This is a genomic window from Thermosynechococcus sp. QKsg1, assembly GCF_031586415.1.
GTDB lineage: Bacteria > Cyanobacteriota > Cyanobacteriia > Thermosynechococcales > Thermosynechococcaceae > Thermosynechococcus.
Genome location: NZ_CP134200.1, coordinates 2,393,650 through 2,420,068, shown reverse-complemented (window position 1 = coordinate 2,420,068; position 26,419 = coordinate 2,393,650). Strand labels below are relative to the sequence as shown.

32 protein-coding genes and 2 tRNA genes are annotated in these 26,419 nt (G+C 54.3%); 17 read left to right on the top strand and 17 right to left on the bottom strand.

Annotated elements, in window-relative coordinates:
- The first annotated feature begins 48 nt into the window (after window positions 1-48).
- The 6 genes from RHP47_RS11880 to pgl all read left to right on the top strand — a co-directional run bounded on the left by RHP47_RS11880 (window position 49) and on the right by pgl (window position 4,525).
- The gene (locus RHP47_RS11880; protein ID WP_149821139.1) at window positions 49-645 is read left to right on the top strand and encodes an ATP-dependent Clp protease proteolytic subunit; all 597 of its coding nucleotides are present in this window, start codon (window positions 49-51) and stop codon (window positions 643-645) included.
- A 46-nt stretch (window positions 646-691) separates the two neighbouring features.
- Window positions 692-1,102, top strand: a complete 411-nt coding sequence (locus RHP47_RS11875; RefSeq protein ID WP_190278096.1) for a hypothetical protein — start codon at window positions 692-694, stop codon at window positions 1,100-1,102.
- Window positions 1,103-1,114: 12 nt separating this feature from the next.
- Entirely contained in the window at window positions 1,115-1,588 is a 474-nt protein-coding gene (locus RHP47_RS11870; protein ID WP_286668753.1) for a Tic20 family protein, read from the top strand.
- 64 nt (window positions 1,589-1,652) lie between these two features.
- Entirely contained in the window at window positions 1,653-1,769 is a 117-nt protein-coding gene (locus RHP47_RS11865; RefSeq protein ID WP_011056917.1) for a photosystem II reaction center protein I, read from the top strand.
- A gap of 68 nt (window positions 1,770-1,837) precedes the next feature.
- Complete coding sequence (locus RHP47_RS11860; protein ID WP_310840570.1) at window positions 1,838-3,787, top strand: DUF3769 domain-containing protein; 1,950 nt, start codon at window positions 1,838-1,840, stop codon at window positions 3,785-3,787.
- Between the two features lie 12 nt (window positions 3,788-3,799).
- Complete coding sequence (pgl, locus tag RHP47_RS11855; protein ID WP_149821133.1) at window positions 3,800-4,525, top strand: 6-phosphogluconolactonase; 726 nt, start codon at window positions 3,800-3,802, stop codon at window positions 4,523-4,525.
- Here the strand turns inward: pgl and mutY are convergent.
- Both mutY and RHP47_RS11845 read right to left on the bottom strand, forming a co-directional pair.
- Window positions 4,522-5,628 (bottom strand): A/G-specific adenine glycosylase, encoded by a 1,107-nt coding sequence (mutY, locus tag RHP47_RS11850; RefSeq protein ID WP_310840569.1) that lies wholly within the window; start codon window positions 5,626-5,628, stop codon window positions 4,522-4,524. The two genes, pgl and mutY, sit on opposite strands and share 4 nt — an antisense overlap.
- Before the next feature lie 3 nt (window positions 5,629-5,631).
- A complete protein-coding gene (locus RHP47_RS11845; protein WP_226971964.1) occupies window positions 5,632-5,946 on the bottom strand; it encodes a DUF760 domain-containing protein in 315 nt (104 codons plus the stop codon).
- A gap of 198 nt (window positions 5,947-6,144) precedes the next feature.
- Between RHP47_RS11845 and deoC the strand changes: the two genes are divergently transcribed.
- Window positions 6,145-6,798, top strand: coding sequence for a deoxyribose-phosphate aldolase (gene deoC, locus RHP47_RS11840; protein WP_149821126.1), 654 nt, complete (start codon window positions 6,145-6,147; stop codon window positions 6,796-6,798).
- On the opposite strand, the gene RHP47_RS11835 is transcribed toward deoC, so the two are convergent.
- Window positions 6,799-8,091, bottom strand: coding sequence for a TldD/PmbA family protein (locus RHP47_RS11835; RefSeq protein WP_310841405.1), 1,293 nt, complete (start codon window positions 8,089-8,091; stop codon window positions 6,799-6,801). It abuts the gene before it with no gap.
- Window positions 8,092-8,282: 191 nt separating this feature from the next.
- Between RHP47_RS11835 and RHP47_RS11830 the strand changes: the two genes are divergently transcribed.
- Window positions 8,283-8,612 (top strand): hypothetical protein, encoded by a 330-nt coding sequence (locus tag RHP47_RS11830; protein WP_149821125.1) that lies wholly within the window; start codon window positions 8,283-8,285, stop codon window positions 8,610-8,612.
- A gap of 14 nt (window positions 8,613-8,626) precedes the next feature.
- Window positions 8,627-9,262, top strand: a complete 636-nt coding sequence (locus RHP47_RS11825) for a ribonuclease H-like domain-containing protein (RefSeq protein ID WP_286625852.1) — start codon at window positions 8,627-8,629, stop codon at window positions 9,260-9,262.
- Here RHP47_RS11825 and RHP47_RS11820 read toward each other — a convergent pair.
- From RHP47_RS11820 to RHP47_RS11810, 3 genes are read right to left on the bottom strand one after another with little or no spacing between them, the layout of a single operon-like run.
- Window positions 9,227-9,997, bottom strand: coding sequence for a PD-(D/E)XK nuclease family protein (locus RHP47_RS11820; RefSeq protein WP_286625851.1), 771 nt, complete (start codon window positions 9,995-9,997; stop codon window positions 9,227-9,229). The genes RHP47_RS11825 and RHP47_RS11820 overlap by 36 nt on opposite strands.
- 12 nt (window positions 9,998-10,009) lie before the next feature.
- Window positions 10,010-12,073: a zinc metalloprotease HtpX gene (locus RHP47_RS11815; RefSeq protein WP_310840567.1), complete on the bottom strand. Its 2,064-nt coding sequence runs from the start codon at window positions 12,071-12,073 to the stop codon at window positions 10,010-10,012.
- An 18-nt stretch (window positions 12,074-12,091) separates the two neighbouring features.
- Window positions 12,092-12,469 carry a DUF2237 family protein gene (locus RHP47_RS11810; RefSeq protein ID WP_399362305.1) on the bottom strand — a complete coding sequence of 126 codons (378 nt, stop codon included), beginning with the start codon at window positions 12,467-12,469 and terminating at the stop codon, window positions 12,092-12,094.
- A gap of 135 nt (window positions 12,470-12,604) precedes the next feature.
- On the opposite strand from RHP47_RS11810, the gene clpS reads away from it, so the two are divergent.
- From clpS to RHP47_RS11795, 3 genes are all read left to right on the top strand, one after another.
- Window positions 12,605-12,889: an ATP-dependent Clp protease adapter ClpS gene (gene clpS, locus RHP47_RS11805; protein ID WP_310840565.1), complete on the top strand. Its 285-nt coding sequence runs from the start codon at window positions 12,605-12,607 to the stop codon at window positions 12,887-12,889.
- A gap of 109 nt (window positions 12,890-12,998) precedes the next feature.
- Window positions 12,999-14,714, top strand: a complete 1,716-nt coding sequence (locus RHP47_RS11800) for a diflavin flavoprotein (RefSeq protein ID WP_286649683.1) — start codon at window positions 12,999-13,001, stop codon at window positions 14,712-14,714.
- A gap of 43 nt (window positions 14,715-14,757) precedes the next feature.
- A tRNA-Leu gene (locus RHP47_RS11795) sits at window positions 14,758-14,839 on the top strand.
- A gap of 91 nt (window positions 14,840-14,930) precedes the next feature.
- On the opposite strand, the gene RHP47_RS11790 is transcribed toward RHP47_RS11795, so the two are convergent.
- The 6 genes from RHP47_RS11790 to RHP47_RS11765 form a co-directional block, all read right to left on the bottom strand.
- Window positions 14,931-15,004: transfer RNA gene (locus RHP47_RS11790), tRNA-Val, on the bottom strand.
- A gap of 29 nt (window positions 15,005-15,033) precedes the next feature.
- The gene (locus RHP47_RS11785) at window positions 15,034-15,522 is read right to left on the bottom strand and encodes a Ycf51 family protein (RefSeq protein WP_206200786.1); all 489 of its coding nucleotides are present in this window, start codon (window positions 15,520-15,522) and stop codon (window positions 15,034-15,036) included.
- A complete protein-coding gene (gene sufU, locus RHP47_RS11780) occupies window positions 15,522-16,007 on the bottom strand; it encodes a Fe-S cluster assembly sulfur transfer protein SufU (RefSeq protein ID WP_286649681.1) in 486 nt (161 codons plus the stop codon). Before sufU ends, RHP47_RS11785 begins: the two co-directional genes overlap by 1 nt.
- Window positions 16,008-16,057: 50 nt before the next feature.
- Window positions 16,058-16,468, bottom strand: coding sequence for an MAPEG family protein (locus RHP47_RS11775; RefSeq protein WP_302677119.1), 411 nt, complete (start codon window positions 16,466-16,468; stop codon window positions 16,058-16,060).
- A gap of 3 nt (window positions 16,469-16,471) precedes the next feature.
- Window positions 16,472-17,344, bottom strand: a complete 873-nt coding sequence (locus RHP47_RS11770; protein WP_286625846.1) for a 6-carboxytetrahydropterin synthase — start codon at window positions 17,342-17,344, stop codon at window positions 16,472-16,474.
- A 93-nt stretch (window positions 17,345-17,437) separates the two neighbouring features.
- Window positions 17,438-18,493: a phytoene/squalene synthase family protein gene (locus tag RHP47_RS11765; RefSeq protein WP_310840564.1), complete on the bottom strand. Its 1,056-nt coding sequence runs from the start codon at window positions 18,491-18,493 to the stop codon at window positions 17,438-17,440.
- Between the two features lie 417 nt (window positions 18,494-18,910).
- On the opposite strand from RHP47_RS11765, the gene RHP47_RS11760 reads away from it, so the two are divergent.
- Window positions 18,911-19,561, top strand: a complete 651-nt coding sequence (locus RHP47_RS11760) for a hypothetical protein (RefSeq protein ID WP_149821101.1) — start codon at window positions 18,911-18,913, stop codon at window positions 19,559-19,561.
- A gap of 28 nt (window positions 19,562-19,589) precedes the next feature.
- A complete protein-coding gene (locus RHP47_RS11755; protein WP_149821099.1) occupies window positions 19,590-21,002 on the top strand; it encodes a serine/threonine-protein kinase in 1,413 nt (470 codons plus the stop codon).
- Here RHP47_RS11755 and RHP47_RS11750 read toward each other — a convergent pair.
- On the bottom strand, window positions 20,968-21,465 hold the full coding sequence (locus RHP47_RS11750; RefSeq protein ID WP_310840563.1) for a GNAT family N-acetyltransferase: 498 nt from the start codon (window positions 21,463-21,465) through the stop codon (window positions 20,968-20,970). The two genes, RHP47_RS11755 and RHP47_RS11750, sit on opposite strands and share 35 nt — an antisense overlap.
- Window positions 21,466-21,476: 11 nt before the next feature.
- Window positions 21,477-21,710, bottom strand: a complete 234-nt coding sequence (secG, locus tag RHP47_RS11745; protein WP_149821094.1) for a preprotein translocase subunit SecG — start codon at window positions 21,708-21,710, stop codon at window positions 21,477-21,479.
- 109 nt (window positions 21,711-21,819) lie between these two features.
- Between secG and RHP47_RS11740 the strand changes: the two genes are divergently transcribed.
- From RHP47_RS11740 to radA, 3 genes are read left to right on the top strand one after another with little or no spacing between them, the layout of a single operon-like run.
- Window positions 21,820-22,140 carry a phasin family protein gene (locus tag RHP47_RS11740; protein WP_149821092.1) on the top strand — a complete coding sequence of 107 codons (321 nt, stop codon included), beginning with the start codon at window positions 21,820-21,822 and terminating at the stop codon, window positions 22,138-22,140.
- Window positions 22,134-22,622 (top strand): FKBP-type peptidyl-prolyl cis-trans isomerase, encoded by a 489-nt coding sequence (locus tag RHP47_RS11735; protein ID WP_286649678.1) that lies wholly within the window; start codon window positions 22,134-22,136, stop codon window positions 22,620-22,622. Before RHP47_RS11740 ends, RHP47_RS11735 begins: the two co-directional genes overlap by 7 nt.
- 18 nt (window positions 22,623-22,640) lie before the next feature.
- Window positions 22,641-24,032, top strand: a complete 1,392-nt coding sequence (radA, locus tag RHP47_RS11730) for a DNA repair protein RadA (protein WP_310840561.1) — start codon at window positions 22,641-22,643, stop codon at window positions 24,030-24,032.
- A gap of 3 nt (window positions 24,033-24,035) precedes the next feature.
- Here radA and cobU read toward each other — a convergent pair whose 3' ends face one another.
- From cobU to argF, 3 genes are read right to left on the bottom strand one after another with little or no spacing between them, the layout of a single operon-like run.
- On the bottom strand, window positions 24,036-24,602 hold the full coding sequence (gene cobU, locus RHP47_RS11725) for a bifunctional adenosylcobinamide kinase/adenosylcobinamide-phosphate guanylyltransferase (RefSeq protein WP_149821086.1): 567 nt from the start codon (window positions 24,600-24,602) through the stop codon (window positions 24,036-24,038).
- 16 nt (window positions 24,603-24,618) lie between these two features.
- Window positions 24,619-25,470 carry an ABC transporter permease gene (locus RHP47_RS11720; protein ID WP_190278093.1) on the bottom strand — a complete coding sequence of 284 codons (852 nt, stop codon included), beginning with the start codon at window positions 25,468-25,470 and terminating at the stop codon, window positions 24,619-24,621.
- A gap of 4 nt (window positions 25,471-25,474) precedes the next feature.
- Window positions 25,475-26,389 carry an ornithine carbamoyltransferase gene (gene argF / locus RHP47_RS11715; RefSeq protein WP_286649676.1) on the bottom strand — a complete coding sequence of 305 codons (915 nt, stop codon included), beginning with the start codon at window positions 26,387-26,389 and terminating at the stop codon, window positions 25,475-25,477.
- Between the last annotated feature and the right edge of the window lie 30 nt (window positions 26,390-26,419).

The following is a 26,419-nucleotide window of genomic DNA, read 5'->3' as shown; positions in this document are numbered from 1 at the left end:
CTTCGTGGCTCAGGTTGCGGCGTTGATAGCTCAGCGTGGAAGGATTCTATGCCCATCGGAGTACCCAAAGTCCCCTACCGGATGCCCGGTGAACCCTACACCCAGTGGATTGACATCTACAACCGTCTCTATCGCGAGCGGATTATTTTCCTTGGTAAAGAAGTCGATGATGAGATTGCCAACCAAATTGTGGCGGTGATGCTCTACCTTGACTCCGAAGATCCGGGCAAAGACATCATGCTCTACATCAACTCCCCCGGTGGCTCCGTCACCGCTGGCATGGCAATCTATGACACGATGCAACATATTAAATCTGATGTCGTCACCATTTGTGTGGGTCTGGCTGCCTCGATGGGGTCTTTCCTCCTTGCAGCCGGTACCAAAGGCAAACGGTTGGCATTACCCCACTCCCGCATCATGATTCACCAGCCCTCTGGTGGTACCCGTGGCCAAGCAACGGATATTGAGATCGAAGCTCGCGAAATTTTACGGGTACGGCGACAACTCAATGAGCTATACGCCTACCATACCGGCCAGCCCCTCGAAAAAATTGAGCGGGATATGGATCGTGACTTCTTTATGTCCGCCGAAGAGGCAAAAAACTACGGCTTGATTGATCGGGTGATTGAGGAGCGTCACAGCTAGTTTGCTGGCACATTGGCTGAGAGTTCAAATGAACATGAGGTTGAACATGTTGCAATTGCTCAAGTCGGCTATCGGCATTCCCCTTGTGATGGGTGGCATCCTTGTCCTAGGAGCAGGTCAACCAGTGCGTGCCCAAGGCGCCAGCCCGCTGCCTCCGGAAATGATGAAGACCATGGTTGAGCAGCTGAGTGATTCCTTGGCAAAATATGTGTCACGGGCAAGTTGTACAGATATCGCCCAGTTGCTCAAAATGCTACCCACCAATGGTACTAACCCAGCTCCCGATTCCGGTTCCATCATCGGTGCTGCTATCCTGTCAGTCAGAAATAATCCGGAGCTGCAAGGGATCATTGTCTCGCGAGTGGGGCCACCGCTGGTCAGTAAAGTTGTGGAATGCAACATGATTTCGGCGGATCTACTGCTGAAGGTCATGAGTCAATCCCCCTCCAACCCCTAAAAGGAGCAACCCATGACTTGGCGTGCCACGACCACTGCGTTAGATCGTACCTTTGCCAGCTTAGCGTATCTGCTGCCGCTCTTCTACGTCATGCCCTTTGGTGGCTTTTTGTTTGATTTGTTTCCACCACTGCAAGCACTGGTGTTAGTGGTTTTACCGGTAGCCTTGATCTACTCCATTCCCTTTGCTGGCCTAATTGTTTTTATGCTGTTGTACCTGCTGGTGGTGCGCAACAGTCGTATCAGCCTTTTTATTCGCTATAACACGATGCAGGCACTGTTGATGGGGATTGTGCTGTTTATTGTCCAACTACTGGTACAACTGCTGGTCCGCGTTGCTAGTTTTGACCTGCTGATTAAAGTGCTCTTCAACTTTGTCTTTATTGCCACGGTGATTGGCGTCATCTATGCGGTGGTGCAGTCTGTACGCGGCATCTATGCCGAAATTCCCACGCTGTCGGATGCCACAAAAAGCCAAGTGTTTTAGGGGATGCGAGGGAGTCCCTCATCCCGTATGATCAGAAGGTGACGCTACGAAAAACGACAACATCATGGAAACACTCAAAATTACCGTTTATATCGTTGTGACCTTCTTTGTCCTGCTCTTTGTTTTCGGGTTCCTCTCGGGTGACCCAGCTCGTAACCCTAAGCGTAAGGATCTCGAGTAATCCTCGCCAAAGGGGGTGGGCATCGGGTAACGTAACTAGGCAGTGGTCGTGAGGAAGTTTGGCCGTTGTTGTTTTTACCCCTTTTTGCTAGTCTGCCCCCCCCGACACAACCCGCAGAAATTACTGAGGTCAGTGGCGCATCACCAGCGGAGCTACTTGGAACAACGGTAGCTCCTGACCTCAGCAGTACAACGCCGATCAGCCCGAGGCCAACACCGGATTTTACAGCCCCCCTCCGTCTTGGGGAGGCCAATGCTGAAACGCCCGTTGTCCGTGATCAACCCCTAGAGGTGACGGCCGATCGCCAAGAGTTTGATCTGATGCGGCGATTATTTAATGCCATTGGCAATGTTTTCCTCCGATTCAAGGAAGCCGAACTCACCGCTGATCGTATTCAAACCGATATTGACGCCCAAATTCTGGTGGCGGAAGGCAATGTGACGATTACGCGCGGCGATCAAGTCCTGCAGGGCGATCGCTTGGAATATAACCTCAGACTCGATCAAGGCTCTCTCACGAATGCTCGCGGCGTCGTCAATACCGCTAGGGTGGATCAAGACCTGAGCCTGACCCGCTCTCCTAGCCCCCCACCCCTTAGCCCTCTCCCCGGTCTTGACGAACAGGGCACAGATCCCCAAGCCGAAGTGACAGAAACATTTGATCGGTTGCGCTTTGAGGCCGATCGCCTAGAGTTTGATGGCCGCCGCTGGTTTGCTACCAATCTACGGATTACCAATGACCCCTTTAGTCCACCAGAACTGGAGGCACGGGCTCAGGAAGCAACAGCAGAACCCCTCAGTGCCGATGAAACCCTGCTCAAGGTACGACGGGGTCGTGTGGTCTTTGATCAGCGGGTGGCCTTACCCATTGTGCTGCGGCGGTTTGTTGTAGGTCGTCCCTACGAAGTGTTGCCCTTTGAGTTTGGCTATGATGAACAAGATCGCGGCGGCGTATTTCTCGCCTATCGCTACAGAGCGATCAACACTCCCAATACCCAAATCACCTTCCTGCCATCCATTTATTTAGAACGGATCATCAACAATGACTTTGATGTTTTTGATGCTAAAAGCTACGGGGCGGCGATCGAGCTAGGCCATCGGTTCACGCCGCAGACTCGTGTGCGCGGTTACGGCTTCTTGAATACGCTCAACCCTAACGACTGGCCGAGTACGTCACGCGCAGGGGTAGACTTGTTCTACAATTTTGATGCCCGCAATCTCCTAACTGTTTCTGCCCTTTATCGCCAACGGGTTTTTAATCGTTCCCTTGGGGAGCAAGAAATTACCAGTAGCTTTGGCGGCACGTTCAGTGGTACAGGTATTCCCTTAACTCAGGGCCTAGCACTCAGTTATCTTCTGGGAGGTCAATACGTCACGGCAGCCAGTGATGATCCCTCCCTACCCCCTAAGCCAAGCCTAGGTCGTCTTCAAGCTGCCGCAAGTCTTAACTGGGTGATGCCCATTTGGCGGGGCACTCCCTTGCCGCCGACGCGAACCCAAGGCCTGCGCTATAGCCCCCGTCCTGTCCAACCCTTCTTGCAGTTCTATGGCCAGGTAGGCGGTGTAGCGAACTACTATACCAATGGCAGTACCCAACCCGCGTTAGTTGCAGGGGCAGGGTTTCGGGGTCAAGTGGGTCATTTTTCTCGTCATTGGTTTGACTACACCAGTTTTGATGTGGGATTTACACAGACATTGAGTGAGCCATCCTCCCCCTTTCTCTTTGATCGGATTACTGATTTTAGTGTGCTCAACGTGGGATTGTTGCAGCAGATTTACGGTCCGCTGCGAGCGGGTGCCCAAATGCAAATTAATGTGGACACAGGGAGAGTTTTTGATACAAACATTATTGTGGAATATAGCCGTCGCACCTATGGGGTGATGTTTCGCTATAACCTCGATCGCCAGTTGGCGACGATTCTTTTGCGCATTAATGGGTTTAACTGGCGCGGCAATGCTGATCCCTTTTCCAGTCCCGGACTGGGTACGGCGACCGATGGTGTGATTCGCTCCAATTAGGAGGATGCTTCTATGCCAACACCCAATGTACGTGTTTTTCCAGATTTGGCTGCCCTGACGGCGGCGGCAAAGCAGTTTGTGCTTGAGCAGGCCACTGGGGCGATCGCCCAACGGGGACAATTTACGCTTGCCCTTGCCGGCGGCAACACGCCTAAACCGTTGTATGAAAGCCTTGTCTGTGCGGATACCCCTTGGTCACGGTGGCACATTTTCTGGGGGGATGAACGCTATGTTCCCCTCGATCATCCCGACAGCAATGCGGGGATGGCCTTTCAGGCGTGGCTCAATCATGTACCGATTCCCAAAAATCAGATTCACCCAATGCCAACGGCGGATGCGGATCCGCAGACCGCTGCCGATCGCTATGAGCAAATCCTGCGCCAAACCTTTGGCATCCGTGAAGGAGAAGTTCCCAGCTTTGATCTGATTTTGCTCGGTATGGGACCCGATGGCCATACGGCCTCCCTGTTTCCCCACACAGCAGCGCTGACGGTGGGCGATCGCTTGATTACCGTGGGCAACAAGGATGGCCAGCCCCGCCTCACCTTCACAGTGCCCCTGATTAACCATACCCGTCAAATTCTCTTTCTTGTGACGGGTGCCAATAAACAAACTGCCCTACGTCATATTTTCTCTGGGACAACTGATCCCCATCTCTATCCAGCACGGCTGATTACTGGCAATGCCCTTTGGTTTTTGGATGCGGCGGCGGCTGAGGGTGTCGTTGCAAACGCCTAGGCTGTGGGTCTGCCCCGTTCGTGAATGGCCTGAATAATTGCAGTATTGGCTTTTGGAAAGGGAAACTGCTCCAATTCCTCAGGGGTCACCCAACGGATGGCATCGCACCCCAAGGGCTGAGGACTTCCTGAAAGATACTGGCAGTAATAGACATGGAGCGTCACCCGAAAATGGGTGTAGGCATGATCAATGTCAATCAAATGCTCACCAACACTAATCTCAATGCCCAATTCCTCACGAATTTCCCGCTGAATACACTCCTGAACCGTCTCATTGGGTTCAATTTTGCCCCCCGGAAACTCCCATAGTCCCCCCAATAGACCTGTTGGTGGCCGCCGATCGATGAGAATCTGACCTGCCGCATTCCAAATCACCGCGACACCAATCTTTTTATGGGGTAAGGGGGAACGGCTCATTTTGCGAGGAATCTCATGGGTTAACTGGTGGCGATGCGCCAAGCAATGATCTTGCCAAGGACAAGCATGACACAGGGGTTGGCGGGGTGTACAGATGGTTGCCCCCAGATCCATCAGGGCTTGATTAAAATCGCGGGGGGCTTGGGAACACAGCAGTTGCGCCGACCACTGCCAGAGTTGGGCTTCCGCTTGCTTGGGGGGGATCGTGAGTCCATAGAGACGGGCAAGCACCCGTTTGACATTGCCATCGAGAATCGGCTGGGGCTGATTAAAGGCAGCACTGAGGATCGCACCTGCGGTACTGCGACCAATTCCCGGTAACGCCACCACGGCCTCGTAGGTGCAGGGAAATTGCCCCCCATGATCGGCCATGATCTGTTGAGCCGCGCGGTGCAAATGGCGTGCCCGTGCATAGTAGCCCAATCCCTGCCACAGTTTCAAGACGGTTTCCAAATCGGCAATCGCTAAGTCGGCGATCGCGGGAAAGGTGGCTAGCCAACGCTGATAGTAGGGAATCACCGTGGCCACTTGGGTTTGCTGCAGCATGATTTCTGAGACCCAGATGGCATAGGGATCGCGCGTGTGCCGCCAAGGTAAATCCCGCCCCTGCTGCTGATACCACTGTAAAAGTGCAAAACGAAGGGCAGGTAGTGTATACCCGCCCCCACAGTCCTGTACCGTTGGCATGGGTTATTTGCTGTCTTCCCCTTGGGCAGCCGCTTGCAGCGATCGCTCGAATTCAAGACGTTGCTCGGCACCGCGCAAGAAGTAACCACTCATCATTGCCGAAGCCAAGAGACGCCCAAGGTGCTCCCGATTCGTGGTAATGGAAACCTCAAACCCCTCCGGTGGCAAGTAGCCCAGCAGGTTGCCAATGTGGCGTTCCATCACAATGGCCATTTCCGGCGACGCGGGACGGGACAGGCGAGCCACCACTTCTGCATCCAAACTTTGCAGATAGTTCCAGAGGGAATCAGCACTTTCTTGAAGATTGCGAGGGTTCATGGTTGGCTCCATAGAGTGTCCTCCCAAAAAGTGTAGTCTGGCCAACAGGTCATCGTGTCTGTGATAGCCTAGTTTTAATCTAGCAAGGGTGAATTTTAGGTGGGGGGTGGGAGAACCGATCTCCCAAGGTCTCATTTTCCGTCCCCGTTTTTATTATTATTCAGTTAATAAAAATAGGGTTGTTCTGGGTGAATTCCTATGACGGAACGTGATTTGTTTGACCTTGCACCCTACATTGATCATACCCAGCTTGACCCCTTGGCAACCCCAGCAGAGATTGAACGGTGTTGTGCCGAAGCCGAACAGTGGAAATTTGCCGCCGTCTGTGTCATGCCCGTGTGGGTGAAGACCGCAGTCCAGTTGCTCCATCGCACACCCGTGAAAGTGTGTACCGTCATTGGCTTTCCCAGTGGTGCCCACACCAGTGCCACGAAACTCTATGAGGCGCAGGAGGCGGTTGACAGTGGGGCAACTGAGTTGGATGTGGTCATTAACTTGGGTTGGCTCAAGGAGGGCAACACCGAGGCCGTCTATCGCGACATCGCCCAAATCTGCGCGGAAACGGGGGTAACCGTTAAGGCAATTTTGGAAACCACGGTGCTGACAGAGGAAGAAAAACAACTGGCAGTGGATATTTGCTTGGACGCGGGGGTGGCTTTCCTGAAAACCAGTACCGGCTGGCGCGGTGGTGCCACGGTTGCGGATGTGCGTTTGCTCAAGCGCTTGAGTCGCGATCGCGTCGGCATAAAGGCCTCTGGCGGCATTCGTACCCGGGAGCAAGCCCTTGAACTCATTGATGCCGGTGCCACCCGCTTGGGCACCTCCCGTAGTCTCGACTTGATGCAGGTTTAGCTATTCCCCTGTAATCGCAAGGGGACTCACCCACACGGACGGACAACAACCGTAGGGGGTCACTTCAACCTCAGTGCCCAGATGGAGGATATTTTTCAGCAGACTGCGAATGTCCCCGGCCACGGTGGCCGCTTCAATGCTGATGGCTTCGCCGTTACGCAGTAACCAACCGTCAAAGGGGAGGGAAAATGAGCCTTGGAGGGCTTTCACGCCCGCGTGGAGGGCATGGAGTTCATCAATCCAAACAAGGCCATCGGCGCGATCGCCCCCTTCACCCGCTGGGACATCGTAGAAGTGACCACTCACTGTCACCTTTGCCCCTAAGTTGGCATGCCCCGTGGGCTGGGTTTGAAAGCGACGCGCCGTACCAGCACTGTGGTAGAGACCCGTGAGAATCCCCTGCTCAATTAAAGGGGTGCGGCGGGTGGGGGTACCTTCGCCATCAAAGAGGGGTTGACCGACATTTTCAGGGTGGCGAGCGTCATCATAGATGCTGAGAAGGGGGCTGGCGATCGCCTGATGGAGGGACTCCGGCGTCGAAAGGCTTTGACGATCCAAAATGTTTTGGGCATTAAAGAGATTGCTAAAGGCATTGAGCAGGCTGAGGAAGGCGGCGGGTGAAAAAAGAATGGGGTACTGACCCGAAACAATGGGTTCATAGGCTAAGTGGCGAATGGTTTTGTCGGCCACTTCATCAATGCAGCCCGCAATGTCTAAGTGCTCAAGATCGGGACTGATGCGAATGGCACCCGCACTGCGGGGTTTGCGACCCGCCTCATCGGTTTTGCTGTAGAGATAGAGTGTGGTTGTGGTGGTGGTTTGCTGGCGATTGGCACCCTCACTGTTGAGATAAAACCGTTCTAACCGTCGCTGGCTCAGGCCATTGTAGGGCACACTGGCGATCGCTGGGTGGCGTTCCAAGAGGTCTCGTTCCGCAGCAATCAGTTGATCCAAGAGGGTTTTCGCCGGGGCAAGGGGCACATCAGCCGTCGTTAGCGTCGTCTCCCCAAGGGGCGCTGTGGCCAAGGGACTAAAGTCGGGAATGTCCTCGGTGACGCCAAAGGCACTGGCTTCTTTGGCCATTTCTAGGGCTGTTTCCAGACCGCGATCGTCCAATTGGGTGGTGCTGGCAACCCCTAGGCGACCCGTTGAGTTCCACACCCGCACGGTAATTCCCGATCGCTGGGAGGCCTTCACCTGTTTGGGTTCTCCCTGCTGCACTTGGACACTCACCTCATCCACATGGGAGCCAGCAAGGTCAAATTTCTCAATACCAAGGCGGCGGGCGATCATCACGACCCGCTCGTGGAGGGTGGATGCAGGGGTCAAGGTTACCGTCATGGTGTTCGGTTCAATGTAATTAACAAATCTTAAAACCATTCTAGCCCTATCCTCGGCGTGGTGGGCGATCGCCTAGGTGGGTTAAAAATCACATCGTTTCTCGCTAAGATTTTTGGAGCAATGTTGATCGCGAGAAGGGAGCCATGGTGCAACCATCCTTGGGGCTTGATGGTGACGGCGAGTGGTTGGGGGGAAAATCGCCCCAGTGGTCTGAGCGCCGCGCCCGCCTTGAAGAATTAATTGTGACACTGCGGGTTGCCGATGAATTGGCGGCTGGTAAATACTTGATTACCAGTGGTGAATTGGCAGAATTGATGGATGTGCACGCCAGTGCCGTCACCAGTCGCGGTGAAGAATGGACATGGCGCAATTGGCAGATTTCGCGGGTGCGCCGTGAAAGCAACCAAATTCTCTGGCAATTGGAACGCATTGATGTCGCCAAAGAGCAGTCCTCAGAATTGCCCCCGACGTAGTTTGCGAGCGAATCATGGATCTGGAATTTCCCCTTGAGTGTTTTGAGTACGACTTGAGTGCTACAGCCTTAGCGCACTTTCTCAATGCCGATCAGTTGGCCGTGGATACGGAAACCATGGGCTTGAATATCCCCCGCGATCGCCTGTGTCTGGTGCAGGTGTGTGACCCCGAGGGGCAAGTGGCCGTTGTCAAGATTGGTCGTGGCCAAACCGAAGCCCCCCACCTTCAGCAACTCCTAGAGCACCCCCGCATTACCAAAATCTTTCACTACGCCCGCTTTGATTTGGCCACCTTGCGCTACCATTTGGGGATCCGTGTTCATCCCGTTTTCTGCACCAAAATTGCCAGTAAGATTGCCCGCACCTATTCCCCCCGCCACGGCCTTAAGGATTTGGTTCTGGATCTGCTGGGGGTAGAAATTGATAAATCCGCGCAAAGCTCCGACTGGGGGAATGCCATGGCACTGCGGGAGGATCAAATCCGTTATGCCGCTAATGATGTGCGCTATTTGATTCCTCTGCGGCAGCAGCTCACGGCCATGCTGAAACGGGAAGAACGCTTTGAGTTATTCCAAACGGCTCTGAGTTGTCTACCCGCGATTGTCGATCTGGATTTAGCGGGCTACACTCAAGTCTTTGAGCACGGCTAGGAATGGGTCAATGGTCGAAACAGAAGTTGGCTGGCCACGCTGACACCGCTCATTAAAGGCGCACGCATCGCAGTATTTCCGAATCTGGGCTGGGGGCACTTGGGGCAGCTCCTGTCCTTGCTCATAGGCTTGTAACCATTGGCGCAGTTGGCTAAGGCACTGCTCTAGGGTATGGTGGATTTGCTGGTGGATCGCCTCACTGTAGGGAAAGGTGTAGAAATTTGCCCCCTTTTCTCCTTGGGCAAACCAGTAGGTCATGGAAATCTCGCTGGGGGGGTAGGGACTGGTGGCTGCCAGGAGATAACAGTAAAGGCGAGTCTGCCAATGACGGGCTAAGGTGTCTGGGGCGGGCAGATGGGCATAGGTTTTCCAATCGAGGATCTGCGCTTGCCCTTGGCCAAAAATCACGTAGTCATACACGCCCACAAGGGTGAATTCCTGCCAGCCCAGACTGCGGACATGCTCTGCTTCCCCTTGGCCCTCGATCATCGGCGGTGGCATGGTTTGAAAGGCCGCAAACCACGGTTGTAATTCGGGCTGCGCCTCAAGAATTGGGCGGATATCGAGTCCTTGAAAGTGCTGTTGCATCAGGCGGTGGAAGTCGCGACCCTGCTTTTGGGCAGTGGTTTCCGTTAATTGTGTGGCCTCTGGCAGTATCAAGCTGTCAAGATAGCGGTACTGATATTGCCGTGCACAGGTTTGCAGGGTGCGCAGATGAGCTTGGGAAAGTTGCATAGTCTTAGATGTCTAGATCCAACCCAATAGTGTCATGAGGCCGTAGAGGATCCAGAGCGCGGCCACTGCCGTTGCCCAATAGGGGGCAGCCCAAGATTGCTTTTGCTGTAAATCCAGGGAGTGCCACTCACTCACCTCAACAAAGGGAACTGTCCCACGTCGAAACCAGCCGCGTACCACCAGCGATCGCCCCGCCAAGGTTTTCAGATAGGCTGGCTCAAGGATTGGCCAAATCGGCCCCCAAGCTCGATGGCAGCGCAGGGGAAACAAGCCCTGATCCGTCTCCAGCCACAGGTGCTGTCCTAGACCATTGCGCAAGCCGGTCACTGCCCGTAAATGCCCCTTTAGCTCGGCAACGGGACTATCGAGGGGCAAAAGACGATGGAGGAGCTGACCCAAGGTGTAGGTTTGGGGAGGCCGAGGCGGGTAGTAGGCATTCAGGCGTAAAAAGAGACCTAACCCAAGGCCAATGGGAATGAAGCCCCGTGCCAAGGTTAACCCATCCGCCAACCACCACAGAGGAAAGGCGATCGTCCCCGCCCGCAGTGCAAATTGACCAACGCCCGTGAGGATAATCGTCGTGATGACTCCCGCGATCGCCCCCCAGAAGGGAGCCATTTGTTGCCAGGCCCGTTGACAGCGAAGGGAGGAAGTCGAGGGCAGGGAAAGCAGGGGTTCCAGTCGCCATTGCCGCGCATCGGTCATCAGGGCTTGCAGGCGTAGTCCAAGGGGACGATGGGAGGAGGTCAAGCGAAACCAATAGCGCAGGGGATGGGCGGTATCCCAGCGGAGCAGCATTGGCCAATCGAGGGGTTGATTGCCCCACAGGGCAGCTTGGGTTGGATTTAGGGGTAGGAGCAGGCGCAAGGATTCTAGGGGGGCACCGATTTCCCCTTGGGCACACACCGTCGTTGCTGTGGCTGCCATGAGGCGCAACCAAGCCATCACAAGGGTATTGGGATTACCGATCAAGGCTGCCCCTTGGCGATCGCTATAGTAGTGCCGCAATTGATTGCTCCAGAAGCAGAGCATCTCCAGCCCACGAAAGAGAAGATAACTTCCCTGACCCACCATGGCACAGAGGAGATAGAGGGTACCCCTGATGATCCGCCGTTCCCAATTGTTGCCATAGGGAGGGGCAAGGCGATCGCCCCAACGGCTACACCAACAGTAAAGGTCATAGGGCAGTTGCAACAGCAGTACAAGGGGGGTCACTAGGGTATTCAGCCCCAGCCGTAGTTGGGCAATTTCACTGGCCATTAAAGCCAGCAGTTCCTCGCCAGAGAGCGATCGCAATAGACCTTCGCTGACAATAATGCGGCGCTGCCAGCGTCCATAGCTAAAAATGATCGGTGCTGCCGTCATCAAGCAGCCTATTTGGGGACGGGGTTGCCACCACGACCACGACAAACGCCCCAAGAGCATCACCGTTTCCGGACTATACTCCTCAAGTTCGCCGAGACTCACGGGACGCAGACCATAACGGGCACGCAATCGCCACGACCACAGCCAACTGTCACCACTGAGCAGCCCCAGCCCCAAGCAGCCCAGCAAAAACCACGCCATCACCCCTTCCCAGCCCCGCAGGAGTGCCAGTTGATCATTGGCATAGTTGAGGAGACCCGCAATCATCCCTTGGAGCAGCCCTTGCAGCAGCCAAGCAATTAGCAGCAGTGTTGCCCCCTGACTCAGCCAGAGATAAATGCGAGGCATCTGCCGCAGTTGCATAGGCCGCCTTAAACTAGGCGCTGAAACACACTCAAGGTAGGAGGAAGTGGGTTCCTCATCCAAATAGCGTTCTAACTCTGGCAGATGTTTTTCTGCCCAAGCCCGAATGGAGGGGAGGGGCGATCGCGCCAAGAGTTGACACAGATCAATGGCCTCTTGCCACTGGTGGGTGTGGGCATAGGCTTTAATCAGGTGCAGATGAGCCTTTAGACCTTCGCGGCGTTGACCGTGGCTGGCAATGACGGCTTTGAAGGCGGCGATCGCCAGTTGATAATCTCCGCGATTAAAGGCCGCTAAACCCGCAATATAGCGAGGATCTAAGCGAAAATCGGATTCTGGATCGGGCATACTTGAGTATTCCCCAGATCACGGTTGCTGGTTACCACCAAGGGCGTGGGCTTTCAAATCCTCTAGGGAGACATACTCAAGGGCACTGACATGGGTTGCTTCCAGAATTACTGGGGGAGCTACGTCAGCCTCTAGGGCTTCCCGCCAACGGGAGGCACACAGACACCAGCGATCGCCCGGTTTCAGCCCCGGAAATTGATAGGCGGGCACTGGCGTCGAAAGATCATTGCCCCGCGAACGGGTAAAGGTGAGAAATTCGGCGGTCATTTCCGCACAGACCACATGGGCACCGACATCTCCTGCCCCCGTCCGACAAAAACCATCGCGATAGAATCCTGTGAGTGGATTTTGACAGCAGCACACCAGGGGTGTTCCCAACACATTCATTGCCGTCATCACCAATGCCCCTAAGTCATCAACCTAAGTCTAGCTATAGCATAGGAGGTTTCCCAATGTTCCTACAGCAAACCAACCAATCCTTCACAAATAAGTTAAACTAAGGGGCAGTGTAGCTACAAAAATGTTTGACCTATGCCTAGCGTTGTTCCCCAAGAGCGGCAACAGGTTACTCGCAAGCACTACCCCAACTACAAAGTCATTGTTCTCAACGATGACTTCAATACGTTTCAGCACGTGGCTGCCTGTTTGATGAAATACATTCCCAATATGACCAGCGATCGCGCGTGGGCATTAACGAATCAAGTTCATTACGAAGGCCAAGCCATTGTTTGGGTGGGACCCCAAGAACAGGCGGAACTGTACCATGAGCAACTTTTGCGGGCGGGGCTGACAATGGCACCCCTTGAACCCGCATAGGCATTGCCCTTTGTAAAGCCTGTTATCACCGCTATTAAAAACTTTGAATCCTGTTACCTTTCTTCATATGTCAGGATAAAAGGTAGTTTCAAAGATTGAGGAACTGCCTATGGCCGTCACTACGCCCAAACGTCCACCGCGCTTAACGCTTCAGGTGTTGGACATTGCCCCTGAGACGACGGCAATTCGCTGCCTAGATTGGGATCGCGATCGCTTTGATATTGAGTTTGCCCTTGAAAATGGCACCACCTACAATTCCTTTCTGATCAAAGGGGAACAGATTGCCCTCGTAGATACGTCCCATGCCAAGTTTGGTGATCGCTACCTCGAGCAACTCTGGCAACTAGTGAACCCCAGTGACTTGAACTATCTCATCGTCAGCCATACCGAACCCGACCATAGTGGCCTCGTCAAGGATGTATTGGCAAAAGCCCCCCATGTAACCGTGGTGGCCTCAAAGGTGGCATTGCAGTTTCTGGGGGATTTGATCCATCAGCCCTTTAGTCAGCGACAGGTGAAAAATGGCGATCGCCTTGACTTGGGGAAAGGGCATATTCTTGAATTTGTCATGGCACCCAATCTCCACTGGCCCGACACCATCCTCACCTATGATCACGGCACCCAGACCCTCTTTACCTGTGATGTTTTTGGTGCCCACTTCTGCAATGATGATCCTTTTGACAGCGAACCGGAACTACTAGAACCCGATTTCAAGTTTTACTACGATTGTCTGATGGGGCCTAATGCCCGCTCCGTTCTTTCGGCCTTCAAGCGCTTGGAACCCCTGCCCCCCGTGCAATTGGTGGCCACAGGCCATGGCCCACTGCTGCGCTATCATCTCCCGCAATGGCTAGATTCCTACCGCAACTGGAGTCAAGAACAGGCCAAAGCGGCAACGACGGTGGCTATTTTCTACGCCGCCAACTATGGTTATGCCAATGCTCTTGCCGAAGCGATCGAACGGGGGGCAGCCAAAACCGGTGTGGTGGTTGAAAAAATGGATCTGCTCACCGCTGAACCCCAAGATATTCGCGAACTCACCGAGATTGCTGCAGGAATCATTATTGGTACCCCACCCACCACTGCCGTGGCGAAAACGGCACTGAGTACCATTCGCGCTGCCGCCCATGCCAAGCAGGCGATTGGGGTCTTTGAAAGTGGTGTGGCCGATGCTGAACCGGCCTATCCCCTGCTCAACCAGTTTCGGGATGCGGGACTGACGCCTTCATTTCCTGTGATTCGGGTCACAGCAACTCCCACCGATGCCCTCTTTCAAGAGGCGGAAGAAGCGGGTACCGACATGGGTCAATGGCTGTTGCGCGATCGCACGGTCAAGCAGATGAAAGCCTTGGATACTGACCTCGATAAAGCCTTGGGTCGCCTGAGCGGTGGGCTATACATTATCACCGCCCAAAAAGGTGCCATTAACAGTGCCATGTTGGCCTCTTGGGTGGCGCAGGCCAGTACCGAACCTCTTGGGGTTTCCATTGCCGTGGCCAAGGATCGGGCCATTGAGTCCTTCCTACACGTGGGGGATGCCTTTGTCCTCAATGTTCTTGAAGAAGGGAACTACCAGCCCCTGATGCGCCATTTCCTGAAGCGCTTTCCACCGGGCGCCGATCGCTTTGCCCATGTGAAAACCTATCCAGCCAGTAATGGCAGTCCCATTTTGGCTGATGCCCTTGCTTACATGGAATGCACAGTGGTCAGCCGTCTTGATGCCCACGATCACTGGATTGTCTATAGTACTGTTGACAGTGGCCGCGTCTCAAAACCCGATGGCATGACTGCCGTTCACCATCGCAAAGTGGGGAACCATTACTAAACTTGGGCACTCCCTACCCAAAGTGCGCTAGACTAGGTTTGCTGCGGACGTGGCGGAATTGGCAGACGCGCTAGATTTAGGTTCTAGTACCGCAAGGTGTGTGGGTTCAAGTCCCTCCGTCCGCATCCTAGGGATTAGCAATTGAGTACAAAGTTTGCAATTCACTCTTAAGAAAGGGGTGGCAGCAAGCTTCCCCATAGTGAAGATTTAGAAAAATGGACACAACTGGACTCGAACCAGTGACCCCCACGATGTCAACGTGGTGCTCTAACCAACTGAGCTATGCGTCCTCGGAATTCCTAATATAGCATACACAAGGCTAACCTTTAAGTAGTTTGACCGTCACATTTGTATCGGTGCGATCGCTCAACGAACGAGTGGCCACCCCTAAAACCACTGGCTCAGTCACCCCCGGTTCAGGATGTTCGATGGTTCGTGCAATCACGGTCAGGCGATCGCTCCCTCGGCCGAGCCGTCCCAAGGAAAATAAATCATTCGCTGCCTGTACCAGCGTTGCCTCAAGGGTACTGCTCTCAATGTCCGGGGGCACTGTGATCACGACTTGCGTTGCTCCGTTGTCATAGACGAGGGTGTATTTGCCAGCACCGGGCACTGGGGAGTGCACAATCGGTACAATACTCAAGGCAAAGAGTCCCACTGTCACAACACCGAGAAACCCCGTAATACCAACAAAGCGAAAGCGCACACCCCAGCGAAAAACAAATGTGAGTGCGGTTAAGCCAGCCATGACAAGGGTGGCAATGCCAGCCCAGCGGCTATAGGTGGCAAAATCGGCGGGGGTCAGCACTACTCTTCCTCCTCATTACTGACAAAACCATTCCCAGGGGCTTGATCCTGCTGCAACGCTGCCCGGAGGGTATGCCATGTCAATGTCGCACACTTAATCCGCACCGGAAACTGAGCCACCCCCTGCATGACATTGAGCTTGCGAAACTCCCGAGGGAACTCAAACTGCCCCTTCATCATCGCTTGGAACTGCTCCACCATTTGGAGGGCACGACTCACGGGTTGCCCCCGCAGGGCATCGGCCATCAAATCCGCTGAGGCCATGGCGATCGCACAGCCTTCCCCCTCAAACTGAATATCCTGAATGATTGTCTCCCCCTGCTCATTGGTGCCTAGGGCAACAGTTAAATCAATTGTGTCGCCACAGGAAGGGTTATGTCCCCGCTGCTGACGATCCACAGGCTGAGTGCGGCCACGGTGGCGAGGTTTCTTGTAGTGCTCTAGGATGACTTGCTGGTAGAGAGTGCGGAGATTATTAAGAGACATTTAGAATACTCTATGCTCAGTGCATTTCCTCAAGGATTTTATAAACTATATTAACGGCTAAGGGCGGTGAGACTTTGCCAAAAAAGCGTCAAGGTGGCTGCTGTGCCGACACCAAACATCAGAGAGCGACCAAGGGGAAAGTTGGCAATATAGCAGATGCTGTACAAAAAGCGAGCCGCAACGAAACTGAGGCTGGCGATCGCCACCGTTGCATTATCCACCCCGGCAAAAAGGGTCAGCAACACTGCTGCTGCAAAGGGCATAAAGGTTTCAAAGCTATTTTCGTGTGCCCACACTGCCCGCTGCGCAAAGGGGGGCAGTTTCTCAAAGAGGGCACGGGGAGCCGCCATATCAAAGCCCGCCTGCCAGCGCCCCACCACAACAAAAATGTAGGGGAAATAGATCAGCAGCGTTGCTGTCAGTAAACTGGCGGCTAGTAGCCAAGGGATATTGCTCAACATCACCTAGACTCGCTCCAACACTGGCAGCACACCACTGAGCACCCCATCGCGAGGGGGCAATTCCTCACAGAGAATTTCGCAAGAGTTATTGGGACTTTCAATCAACTTCACCTTATGCAGCGTCGCCCCCAACTGGCGAATCGGCTCCTGCAACAACTGGGCAATGTAAATGGCGATATTCTCTGCCGTCGGCACCACCGTCGCAAAATAGGGAATATCTTTATTCAAAAACGTGTGATCCAAAGGTTCAATCACCTGTTCCTTGAGCACCTCCTCGAGCTTGATCAAATCAACAATCATGCCCGTCCGCGGATGAATTGCCCCCTTGACCGTAATCTCCACGTGGTAGTTGTGGCCATGGCCGTGGGGGCGAGCACACTTGCCATAGATGCGGCAGTTTTCTTCGTAGCTGAGATCCTCAAGGGCTAGACGATGCGCCGCACTAAAGTGAGCACCAACAGAAAGATAGGCTTCCATAGGGTCTCCCGTGTAGTCCGCCCAAAGGCGGGGGTGTTCAAACAGTTGAATGCGCACAAGGGGTAAATGGGGAGAGAGTCGATCCCAAATCACCCGTGCAATATGTTCAGTCGTGGGTAATGTGGCTTGAAACTCTGGCCACACCTCATTGAGATAGGAAAAATTCAGGGGTTCAATGACTTCACGGCGAATGATGTGCTTGACATCCGATAGGTTCAACACCATGCCAAAGTCATCAACAACGCCGCCCATTGAAACAAACAACTCATAGTTATGACCGTGGCCGGGAAAGCGACTATTGGCACCAAACCGAGCCAAATTCTCTGCTTCAGACCATTCTGGCAACCAGTAGCGATGACTGGCGGCAAACTCAGCACGGCGGTGAATAATACAATTCATGTCAAGTTATGAAGATTTGCAACAATTCAGCAATCTCCCCCTATCCTAACGGATTCTGGTTCCCCCAACCATTGGCTTTTTTGGCACATTTCCCTAAAGTCCGCCAAGGATGAAAGGCTTTTGCCGTACTTGGCCAATCAGCCAGCGCAGACTGTGGTTACTGAGAATCGATAAAGGCCCCATGACCATCAGGGATTTCACCTCTGCACGGCTAATTTTAACTACCCCTCCCGGTTGCAGCATCGCCGTCGAGTGAGTGAGTTCCCGTAGGGTGGCATAGGCAAAGAGCAGCGGCAGCACGCAAAAGAGGCGAATCGGAATTGCCGCCTTGGGCACGGATAGCAAGTAGGCTTGAGCTTCATCGAGATCATGCCAAGCAAGGGCAATCAATTCCTTAATGGCGGCATGATTTTGCTCAAGATGTTCAGCACTGAGGATGGAGTGGTGGCTACTGCCTTGGAGCAGCAGAGATTCATTGGGGATATAGATCGAGTTTTCGTGCTCCGCATCCCAAGCAATATCCTTGAGAATGTTCACCGTTTGCAGCGCTTCACCAAAGGCAGCGCAGCGCTTGAGGAGTACTTGGTATTCATCGGCACCAATGCTGGGGGAATGCTCGTACCACAAATCCGTCAGGAGATAGCCAACGGTACCCGCGACGTAATAACAGTACTCCTTATATTCATCGAGGGTTTGAATGCGAATGCCATTGGGATAGAGGTTAATAAATTTTTTCATCCCATGCACCATTTCGCTCACCCAGCGTTGGACGTGCTGTTGGGACGTGAGGGGCAAAGAACGGTAGAGGGCAAAGACGAGTCTCGTATTTTTCACCAGTTGGACATGGGCTGGCTCCCCCTGAACCCCCCGTGCCGTTTCACCATAGCTATTGGCTAGATCGGCACTGTCAAAACACTCCAGCAGGCGATCCAATAGAGCTGTTTTTGCGGGGATACTGGCAACCGGATCATCCTCAACGGTATCGGCAATGCGACAGATGAGATAGGCCACCAGAACCGCCCGACCCAAATTTCCGGGGAGGAAGCGAATACTGAGGGCAAATGTGCGCGAGACTTGGGGGAGTATCTCTTGGCAAAAGCGCTCAGCATCCTTGACGGAAACTGGGTTCTCCAGCACCATTTGAATCATATGGGGGTTCACTCCTACACGCATTGATCGATAGTTGAGTCAATCCTCGACCGTTCCTCAGGCCAACACTCTAGGGCAGTCAATTCACGATTCTCCAAAAGGGTCTCGCGATCGCAACCCAGCAGGGGACGACTTCCACAAACAAGGATTGAGCAAAATCTATAGCTATCATACTCATTTTTGTTTGTCTAGGTGGCCTGTGACAGTTGCCGAGATTGCCTGAGGTAGAATGGTGGATAGCTCACAATTTGCCAGAACAATAACATAGCTTCAACAATTAACAACGGTATCAGATTTGGCGGAAAATGCCTCTCGTCCACCATAGCGGACGCTTGAGTGTGACACTCTTTCCATTGGTCAGTTTCTAAATTGCCCGCGATCGGTCTATCCAAAAGTTAAGACGGTAATGATAAAACAATGACCTCATGCCTCGTCCTTGTGCCCCAAGGGGCAGAATATCAAGCGGTACAACGGGGGCTACAGGCGTCCAAGGGGGTGATTATTCCGATCCGAGCGGGGGCAGCCACAGTGACCACACCGGCATTGATCAGTGCCCTCAGGGAATCGCCTGCCATGGTTCTCATCTTGGGGGTCTGTGGCGGCTTACGTCCTGATGATCGCATCGGTGAAGTGGTGGTTTATGCCACGTGTCAGGATGAAACAGGGCAAACGTATTCTTTAGACCAGACGTTATCGGCGAAATTAGCGCCTGCTTGGCGACGGGTAAAAGGCATCACAACCGCAAGAACCCTTTCTCAGGCTCAGGAAAAACAGAGTCTTGCGGTTCGCTGGGGGGTGGAGGTGGTGGATATGGAAGGGGTGCCACTCCTCAAGGCTTTAGCGGGAATGCCGGTGGTGATGGTGCGGGTGATCAGTGATGGTGGCGATCGCGACCTCCCCGATTTGAGTCAAGCCTTTGATGCTCAAGGCAATTTGCGGCCGGGGCCACTGGCTATTGCAATGCTGCGCAACCCCCGTGGGGCGGCACATTTGATTCAAGGCAGCCTCAAAGCCCTCAAGGTGCTCACAAGAATTGCCCCAGAGATTGTGCAGCAACTCAATGGCTAAGATAGGGGTAGCCAGCTTGGAGAACGCTGTGGCGCAGCTCATTGGTGAAATTTTGGGCGATCGCTATGAACTCCTGCGCGAACTGGGGTCTCATCCGGGGCGACGCACCTATCTGGCGTTGGATCGGCGGCGCTATGAACAGGTGGTGCTGAAGCTGCTGCTTTTTGGTGGCGGCATGACATGGGACGACTTTAAGCTCTTTGAACGGGAAGCGGCTGTGCTGCAAACCTTGGATCATCCGGCCATTCCCCGCTATCTCGACTACTTTGAAATCAATACCCCTGATCTCAAGGGCTTTGCTTTGGTGCAAACCTACATTGAGGCAAAATCCCTCGCCACATGGCAAGCAGAAGGACGAGTGTTTAGTGAAGAGGATTTGCGGCTGTTGGCCGATCGCCTGCTGGATATTTTGATCTATCTCCATGGCCGTCAACCACCGGTGATTCACCGCGATATTAAGCCGACAAATATTCTCTTGGGCGATCGCTCCGGTCATGATCTTGGCAAGGTCTATCTTGTGGACTTTGGGGCGGTACAAACCGCGATCGCAGGCAGCACCCGAACCGTGGTGGGTACCTATGGCTATATGCCCCCGGAACAATTCGGCGGTAAAACCCTACCCGCCAGTGATCTCTACGCCTTGGGCATGACCCTCATCTACTTAGCAACCGGCACTCCCCCCGATGAGCTGCCGCAAAAGGAACTGCGGGTTCAATTTCAACCCTTGGTCTCCTTGAGTCCCCCTTTTATCCGCTGGCTCGAAAAAATGGTCGCGCCCGCCCTTGAGGAGCGATTTGACTCCGCGACTGCGGCTCGCCAAGCCCTAAAGCGACTGGACACATCACCCCACGAGGCCTCACTCATAACAAAAACGCCGCCCTACGGCTCCCGCCTACAGGTGAGAGAAACACCCCAAGGGCTACTGGTGCAAATTCCCCCGGTTGGATTTAATGTCAGTCTCCTCTTCCTGATTCCCTTTGCAGTGGCTTGGAATGGGTTTTTGGTCGTCTGGTACAGTCTAGCGATTAGTTCTGGCTTTTGGCTGATGGCTGTTTTTGCTACTGGTCATCTTGCTGTCGGTTTAGGCCTCATTGGCGGCATTCTTTACATGCTATTGGGATGGCAGGTGCTGATGGTCACCCGTAAGGATCTGCGCTTCTATGAACATATCCTTGGTTTCCGCTGGCGTCGTCCCAAAGTCCTGCCGCTTGAAGTGATTGAACAGATTGAATTTCAGCCCCACAGCACGTACCGCGATCGCGAGGGCGATCGCCAAGAGCTATCGAGCAAACTGGTGATTCGTGCCGGTAGCCAAGCGATCGAACTGACTGAAAATGCCCTTAGCGTGACCTCAAGGGATCTGGAATGGTTGGCCTACACCCTTGGCCGCTATCTGGGGCGACGGGTCACACAGGCTCGTCAGGATGTCCGAAGTGCTTGAGAACATCACCACTGAGGCGGCAGATACGCCAGTCAGGTAGCACAGTCGCACCGATGCGCTCATAGAATTGAATCGCGGGAGTATTCCAGTCCAAGACGCTCCACTCGATACGGCCATAGTCGCGATCGCTGGCTAGCCGGGCTAATGCCTTCAGAAGAGCAGTGCCCACCCCTTGACGCCGATAGGCGGGGAGGACAAACAAATCCTCTAGCCAAAGGCCGGGGCGGGTGAGGAATGTGGAGTAGGTGGTGAAAAACAGGGCATAGCCAATAACGTCTGTGGGGGTATGGGCAAGGAGTACCTCGGCATAGGGGCGATCGCCAAACAAATGCTGCCGCAGCGCTTCCTCTGTGCCCGTTACTGCGTGGCTGAGCTTTTCATAGGCCGCAAGCGCTTGGATCAGTTGGAAGATGATTGGAACATCCGCCGGGGTCGCTACACGAATCGCAAAGGAGAAAGACACGCTAACCCAAACTAAATTGAGCGCAGCCAACCAGCACTCAGAGCAACGGTAAGCGCCATAAACAACACTGTCAAAGTCCACGTGGCACGGTTTAAGGTCGCTTCTGCACTTTTGGTGCTGGTAAAGAGCTGGGCTTGACCGCCAATACCACCGAGGCCATCCCCCTTGGGACTGTGGAGCAAGACCAATACAATCAGGCCAACTGCTGAAAATGCCCACAGACCAATGGCAATTTTTTCAATCATCCTCAACCTCGCTGGCGATGCGAATCTATACAACTTGACCTCTCCCTCATCTTACCGCAAGCCTAGGAGCCAATGGCACAATACAAGATAGGCGTTTTGAACGTGCCCCATGAACCAGCAAAATCTGCTTCAGCAATTGCTTTTAATTGGTGTCGGCACCACCTCCCTTGTGGCCGAGAAGTTGCGTCAAGTGAGCGACCAATGGGTGAAAGAGGGACGCCTCAATGCCGATCAGGCCAAGGCAATGGTGGATGAAGTCCTTGCCCACCTCAAAGAAGATGCCGCCTCCCTCGATGAAGCGGTGCAACGACAAACGCGCCAGTTTCTAGAGAGCTTGGGGGTGCCACAACAGTCAGAAATTGATGAACTGCGGGGACGCATTGATCGCCTAGAACGGGACGTTAGGGAGTTAAAAAATCGCTCATGGTAAGACAACGGGTGCATCGAGCCTACGGCTGGCTCCTCTGTGGTATTGTCCTAGTAGTGGTATGGTTGGTGGCCGCTCCGATCGCGATCGCCAGTGTGCCGCTGGAAGCGTCAACGGAGGCTGCGGGACTTATGGGGAATCCAAAGGTGGTGACCACTCCTTCAGGTTTGCAATACGAAGATATTGTTGTCGGCTCAGGGGCGCAGCCTCAAGTGGGCGATCGGGTAACGGTGCACTACACAGGAATGCTCACCGATGGCCGCATTTTTGATAGCTCCCGCGATCGCGGTCAGCCCTTCCAATTTCAAATTGGTGTCGGTCAAGTCATCAAAGGCTGGGATGAAGGAGTTGGCTCAATGCACGTCGGGGGGCAGCGGCGGCTGATTATTCCCCCGAACCTAGGCTATGGTGCACGCGGTGCCGGCGGGGTCATTCCCCCTAATGCGACGCTGATTTTTGACGTTGAACTTTTGAGTGTGCAATAGGATTGAACTCGGCAAGGGATGCCCAAGGCCAAGGTACTGTATATCTGCCGCGAGTGTGGTGCCGAGTCTCTGCAATACTTTGGTCGCTGTCCCAACTGTGGTCAGTGGAATACCCTTGATGAGCAGGTGGTTACCCCTGTAGAGACCGCTGCTCGACGCACAACCTCCCGAAAATCGACCGCTCCCCACCCCCTCAGCGCCAAGGCCTTAGGAGAGATTAGCGAACAGACCCAGAGCCGTTCTGCCTCTGGATTTGCTGAGTTGGATCGGGTTTTGGGAGGGGGGATTGTGGTTGGCTCCCTCGTGTTGGTGGCCGGCGAACCGGGAATTGGCAAGTCCACGCTTTTGTGGCAGATGGCAGCCACCTTGGGGCAACAGCAGCGGGTGCTCTATGTCTGTGCAGAGGAATCGGCGCAGCAGGTGAAATTGCGATCGCAACGCTTGGGCATTGCTGCCCCCCCTTCCCTTTATCTCTTGGCCGAGACGGATTTAGAGGTCATCCTGCAGGAACTTACCCATCTGCAACCCCATCTGGCGATTATTGATAGCATCCAAGCGGTGTATCTGCCCCAACTGACGGCTGCCCCCGGCTCGGTGTCTCAGGTCCGTGAGGGCACAGCCGCCTTGATGCGCTTAGCCAAGCGGGAGCAAATGAGTTTATTTATTGTGGGGCATGTCACAAAGGAAGGGGCGATCGCCGGTCCGAAGGTGCTGGAACATTTGGTGGATACCGTGCTCTACTTTGAGGGCGATCGCTTTGCCAGTCACCGCCTCGTACGCGCTGTCAAAAACCGCTTTGGTGCTAGTCAAGAAATTGGCGTTTTTGAAATGGGCGCGCAGGGCTTAGCCGAGGTCACAAATCCTTCCGCGCTGTTTTTGGGCGATCGCGAGCCAACCCCCGGTACCGCCACCATTGTGGCCTGTGAAGGCACCCGTCCGCTTGTGGTTGAGTTGCAAAGTTTGGTCAGCCCCACCAGTTATCCCTCTCCGCGCCGCACGGCCACGGGCATTGAGTACAATCGCTTTTTGCAAATTCTCGCCGTCCTAGAAAAACGCCTAGGGGTGCCCCTCTCGAAGCTAGATGCCTATGTGGCGTCCGCTGGCGGGCTGAATGTGGCGGAACCCGCTGCTGATCTCGGGGTGGCGGTGGCTGTTGTAGCTAGTTTTCGCGATCGCTGGGTACAACCCCAAACCGTGATCATTGGCGAAGTGGGCTTAGGGGGACAGGTGCGAGCGGTTTCCCAGTTAGAATTACGGCTGCGGGAGGCGCTGAAGTTGGGATTTCGCCGTGCCATTATTCCCGAAAGCCAAGCCTGTGCGATCGCGGGGCTAGAAATTTATCCTGTACATCGTGTCACCGATGCCATTGTGGCTGCCCTTGCCCCCATGACCACTGAGGAATCCCCCTGAGGGCTATCCTTGCGAGTCCAATTTATCCCTAAGATGTCTGAGACAAATACCCCATTGGTGCAGCGGCAGTGCAAAGCCAGTTGTGACAAGATACACTTCCGCCATCAACGGACTCAATTGCTGACACAGTTCCCCTAGGCGATCGCGAAAACAGCGGCCACTGGCATAGGCAGGAACAACTCCCCAGCCCACCTCTTCAGCAACAAAAATGAGTTGAGCGGCACACCCTTGCACACTCGCTAGGAATTCAGTAACGGTTGCTTGCCATTGATCTTGAGATTGATCTAGGCAATTGGCCACCCATGTTCCCAAGGAATCCACAAGGGCACAATGATCAGGCGGCAGGTCACGCAGCAGGGCAGCCAGTTCGAGGGGGCACTCCCGCAATTGCCACTCAGCGGGGCGGCGAGCACGGTGCTGTTCAATCCGCTGCAACCATTCTGTATCCTCTGGGGGGGCGATCGCCGTCGCAATATAAATCACCGGTTGTTCGCTTTGGGTAGCAACGGCTTCTGCCCATTCACTCTTGCCACTGCGACTCGGACCGGTCACCAAGACATGATCAGGCATGATTAGGCACTGTTGGTTAACTCAACTGTCGGGGATCAAGACGTTCTCCCAAACCCTCACCAAGGAGCGACAGACCCACGACCAGCAATGTCATGGCTAGCCCCGGAAAGAGCGTCGTCCACCAGATGCCCACCGACAACCCATCCAAGGCCTGTCGTAGATCCTGCCCCCACTCTGGTACCTGCGGCGGTAACCCTAAGCCCAAGAACCCCAGCCCTGCCAAGGTCAGGATGGCATCGGCAGCATTGAGGGTAAAGAGCACGGGGATACTGGGAAGCACATTCACCAAAAGATACCGCTGCAGAATGCGGGGGGTCGAGGCACCAAGGGCGCGGGCAGCTTCGATAAAGACCTCATTTTTTAGGCTCACCGTGTGGTTGCGCACAACGCGATAGTACTGGGGAATATAGGCGACACTAAGGGCGATCGCCGCATTGAGCACCCCCTTGCCGACCACAAAGGCCACCGTTACCGCTAGGAGTAGCCCCGGCAACGTGTAAATCGTATCCATGAAAAAGAGCAACCCGCGATCGAGCCAGCCCCCGCGGTAGCCACTCAACAATCCCAAGGGCACCCCCACCACCAAGCTCAAAAGCGTTGCCACCAAGACCACCTGCAAAGCCGCTTGGGCACCAAAAATCGTGCGGGAAAAGACATCATAGCCCAAGCGATTCGTACCAAACCAGTGCTGCGGCGAAGGCGGCGCGTGAATCGGAAAGTCAAGAAATTCTTGGGGATTGGCAATCCAACCGAGGGCTTGGCCAAGGGGAGCAAGAACCGCCAGCAGCAAAAAAGCCCCACAAATGACCGCCCCCACCAGCAATAACCGATCCGAGAGGCTGAATTTCTGCCAACGGGAGTAGAGCATCACCCTATCCCAAGAGAGTGGCAAGTAGAGCCTTCTGGGTATGGAGACGATTTTCCGCCTGCTCCCAAACCCGAGACTGCGGCCCTTCAAGAACACTGGCCGTAATTTCCTCGTCGCGGTGAGCCGGCAGGCAATGGAGAACGATCGCCCGTGGATCCGCAAGGGCTAGCAGTTGATCATTAATTTGGTAGGGCTGAAAAATGGGCTGGCGATCGCCCGCTTCTGCTTCCTGTCCCATACTCGCCCAGACATCCGTGTAAAGCGCATGGGCACCCTTAGCCGCGGCCTGCGGATCCGTGAGAACGGTCACTTCACTCTTACCGCCACTCAATGCCTTGGCTTGCGTCACAATATCGGGCAAAGGCGCAAACGGCGGTGGCGAAGCCACACGAATATTCACCCCCAAGAGGGCACAGCCCAGTAGTAAGGAATGCGCCACATTATTGCCATCGCCAATGTAGCAGAGGGTCAGTCCCGCCAATGTGCCAAAGGATTCCCGGAGCGTCAGCAAATCCGCCAAAATCTGACAGGGATGCTCGCGATCGGTGAGGGCATTAATCACAGGTATCCGGGCATAGTCGGCAAAAAGTTGCAGTTCTGCCTGACCATAGGTGCGAATCGCCACCGCATCCAAATAGCGATCCAATACCCGTGCTGTATCGGGCAACGGTTCACCACGCCCCACCTGCATGGATTGGGGATTCAGGTCAATGACTTGGCCGCCCAGTTGGTACATCGCCACCGTAAAGCTGACACGGGTACGGGTCGAAGCCTTCTGAAACAGCAGCCCCAAGACCTTAGGACACTGGGAAGCCACCTTGCCGATTTTCATCTGTGCTGCTAAATCCAGCAGATATTCCGCCTCTGCCCGTGAGAGGTCGGCGATGCTCAGCAAATCACGCCCCCGCAGTGTTTCCATCACAAATCTCCCCACCAAAACTGGTATCCA